Origin of the sequence: Microvirga tunisiensis (assembly GCF_009296175.1) — a bacterium.
GTDB lineage: Bacteria > Pseudomonadota > Alphaproteobacteria > Rhizobiales > Beijerinckiaceae > Microvirga > Microvirga tunisiensis.
In genome coordinates this window covers 1-3,463 of the sequence record NZ_VOSK01000508.1, presented here as the reverse complement: position 1 = coordinate 3,463, position 3,463 = coordinate 1, and the positions used below count along the sequence as shown (strand labels likewise).

Sequence of the window (3,463 nt, the reverse complement as noted above, 5' to 3'; positions counted from 1 at the left end):
ACATGCCACGCCCCTGAGATTTAGCCTCGTAGAGGGCGAGGTCTGCGCGCTTCAGCATCTGGTCGGGCGAGACAATGTCTGGTTCAACTGGAGCGATACCAACACTGGCGCCGATGACGATCTCACGTCCATCAACAGAGTAGGGGGCGCTCAGCCGCTCCACAAGGCGCCTCGCAAGTACAGTACAGGTTTCAAGGCCAGCTGTAGCCTCCAGCAGGATTCCGAACTCGTCGCCACCAAGACGAGCGACAGTGTCGTCACCGCGCAGGCAGTTCCGAAGGCGATCAGCAACAACTGTCAAAAGCACGTCGCCGATCTCGTGACCTAAGGTATCGTTGACGCTCTTGAACCGATCAAGATCCAAGCACAGGACGGCAAATCGACTGCCCTCTTGTCGCCACCTGCCGAGATGCTTCTCCAGTTGCTCATGAAAGAGCGCGCGGTTCGCCAATCCGGTCAGGGCATCGTGACCGGCGGCATGGGCGAGATCACCGGTGAGAGCATGGAGGTCGCTATGCGCTCGTTCCAGCAACTGATTATGCCTGCTGAAGAGGCCGATCAGGATCAGACCAAGCAGGATCAGACCAAGCGATAATCCCGAGAAGATCCAGTACAGGCGATTAAGCTCTTGCTGATCCAGGGCGATCCTCTCACCTCCACGGATTTGTGCGTAGGATGCGAGTTGCAGCAATCTTGCCTCCAGCGGCTCCAAGAGCTGAAGTGCTTGCTGAACGGAACCAGGGTGCTCGAGTTCGGCGATGAGAGGCTGCATCAAGACCAAGACGTCGGCGAGACGGTGGAGAGTGGCTTGCTGATCCGGATCGTCCTGAATGATGCTTTGGAAACCGCCCTCCATGAGGAGCTTTGCCCGGCTGAGAAGGATTTCGAAGCGGAGTTCAACTTCGTCCTTATCGACGCCTCGGCCTTGAACATTGAAAGCATCTAAACGACGCTCGAGGCGCATAAACTCTGAGACTGCCTGGCTTGCGTGCCAAGCCGGGTTGGATCGTGGGAGAAACCAGCAGGGCGCGATCACCTTCCCTCAACAGGTTAACATTGCTCATAAGAGAGACAGTAGCACTCCTCGCGCTGAAGCTTAACCTGAGACTCAAAGCCACCCGCTCATGGCCTGCTGGGCCAGCAACCCAGGACGAGACCGCCGACACCTGATCTAAGTCGGGATTTCTCGGACATAGGTGATCCATCCCAGAGGCCATTCGCCTGCAGCAGGAGTTTTGACGTGTTTGTTGTGCCTCCGCGGCCAGCCAATGAAGCAGAGCGGCTCGATTTTCTGCTGTCGTGCGGGATCCTCGATACGCCGCAAGACGAGCGCTTCGACCGGCTCACGCGCATCGCCGCGAGAGTATATGGTGCCGACGTCGCTTTCCTCAGTTTTGTGGATGATCGCTACCAGTGGATGAAGGCGATCACAGGCGATGGTATCGGTTCATCGATCGAGCGCGAACGGTCGGTGTGCCAGATCATGATCGCTTCGGGCGAGCCTTTGGTCTTCGGTGACATGCAGAAGGAGCCTCAACTCGATGGACATCCCGTCGTGACATTCCTGCCTTTCCGCTTCTATGCCGGTGTCCCGCTGCTGACGCCGGAAGGCGCAGCGGTCGGGTCATTTTGTATTCTCAAGCGCGAGCCGCAGGATGCCGCTGGGTTCGATGTCTCGACGTTGATCGATCTGGCGGCGGTGTCGATGGACGAGGTCGAACTCTGGAGGCTCAACCAGGATCTGGAGCGCGCCGCCCAAACAGACGGGTTGACGGGCATCGCCAATCGTCGCGCCTTTGACCAAGCCCTTGAGCGCGCTGTTCGGCGGGCACGTCGGACGAACGAGCCGCTATCCCTGCTGCTGCTCGATCTCGACCACTTCAAAGCACTCAATGACACGGCAGGGCACCAAGCGGGCGATGATGTGCTGCGCCAGTTCGCCGGCATCTTGGCACAAGGAGCTCGGAGGCCGGACGATGTGGCTGCTCGCTACGGCGGTGAAGAGTTCGCCCTGATCCTGCCGGCCACTGACCAAACGGGTGCTCTCGAGGTCGCTGAGAGGCTAAGGGAGAACCTGGCTGCAGCCCAAATCCCTCACCCAAGAGGAATTGACGGACTGGTGACGGTGAGCGTTGGCGTGGTTACGGCGGGTCCAGCCGAGCTCTCTGCGAAGATACTGGTCTCGACCGCTGATGCCAGATTGTACGAAGCCAAGCGCGCTGGCAGAAACCGCGTTGTTGGCGGATCGCTTCCCTGAAACAGTCACAAACGTGAGTGACATTGGGGCTTCGGCCTTGCCCTGCCTCAGCTCGCACTGATGCAGCTCCCCAAGGCCGCGACGCTGACCGGTGTGGCTGTTCCATGGGCACGATGCGAGCGACTGCTCAAGGTGACCCGGCCGGTCGGCGTCACCCTTGAACTCCATTGTGGAGTGATGTGTTCTGCGGCACCGACGAGACGAGCAGAACACGGCAATCCTTCAGTCACGATCACGCTTCAAACACCTGACAAGGAAAGCGATCGGTGAAGGTTCTTATCATCGGTGCGAGCCGAGGAGTGGGACGCTGCCTTCTTGAGCGCGCTCTCGCACAACACCATCACGTCACAGCAGCCGTCCGAGATCCCGCTGTAGTCGAGATTCAACATGAGCGGCTTCACATTGTACGCTGCGATGTTCTGGACGCAGAGGCGGTGACCCGCGCACTCGCAGGCCAAGACGTAGTGTTTTGCACCATTGGCGACAAATCACGAGGACCCACAACCCTCTACTCAACAGCGGCCCGCAACATTGTGCAGGCGATGCAGGCGCACCAGGTGCGGCGGCTCGTCTTTCTATCGAATTTCGGGGTCCTTGACGAGAGGGCACGGGATCTGCGGGGAGCAGCGCTCCTGTTTCTTGCCAAACGCGTAATCCGTCACGCCCTGGCCGATCATCGGAGGGCATTGCAGGACATCCGGGATCATGCGCCGGAGTGGATCGCCGTGCGGCCCCTGCCGCTGACCAATGGTCCGTGGACTGGGCAGTATCGGACAGCTGTTGATGGCATTCCCGCCAAGAGCAGTCACATCGCGCGGGCCGATGTTGCTGATTTCATGCTGCGGCAAGCGACGGACGACAGCTATCTGAATAAGACGCCGGCGATCGCCTATTGATAGTCACTGCCGCACCACTCCAAACAGTGGAGATCGTGATGAAACGCTGTGCCACCCTTGCTCTGCTGATATCGATTATTGCAAGCACAAAATTGGTACGGAAGGCATCCGCGAAGGTGCGGTGGCATGACTAGCGCCCTTCTCATTGAGATCTATTCTCTTATTGATCCGGCTTGGGAGATTTTGAAATCCACGACCGGTCGGACCAGATCGACGGGATGAAGCATATAGACATGCGCAAGCTGCCAGCAGCAGCACAAGAGGAGCGTCGGCGACAGGTGGTGGGGCTACGCGAGAGCGGCCTGACCTA

General features: G+C 58.9%; 4 protein-coding genes. 3 read left to right on the top strand and 1 reads right to left on the bottom strand.

Going from position 1 to position 3,463, the window contains the following annotated elements; translation table 11 throughout:
- Window positions 1–691: GGDEF domain-containing protein (locus FS320_RS40285; protein ID WP_162003566.1), on the bottom strand; the 691-nt coding region annotated here is incomplete at its 3' end.
- Between the two features lie 33 nt (window positions 692–724).
- On the opposite strand from FS320_RS40285, the gene FS320_RS46620 reads away from it, so the two are divergent.
- The 3 genes from FS320_RS46620 to FS320_RS40275 all read left to right on the top strand — a co-directional run bounded on the left by FS320_RS46620 (window position 725) and on the right by FS320_RS40275 (window position 3,153).
- Window positions 725–946, top strand: coding sequence for a hypothetical protein (locus FS320_RS46620; protein ID WP_162003565.1), 222 nt, complete (start codon window positions 725–727; stop codon window positions 944–946).
- A 294-nt stretch (window positions 947–1,240) separates the two neighbouring features.
- Complete coding sequence (locus FS320_RS40280) at window positions 1,241–2,257, top strand: diguanylate cyclase (protein ID WP_162003564.1); 1,017 nt, start codon at window positions 1,241–1,243, stop codon at window positions 2,255–2,257.
- Window positions 2,258–2,523: 266 nt separating this feature from the next.
- Window positions 2,524–3,153, top strand: coding sequence for an NAD(P)H-binding protein (locus FS320_RS40275; protein ID WP_152718081.1), 630 nt, complete (start codon window positions 2,524–2,526; stop codon window positions 3,151–3,153).
- Window positions 3,154–3,463 lie beyond the last annotated feature (310 nt).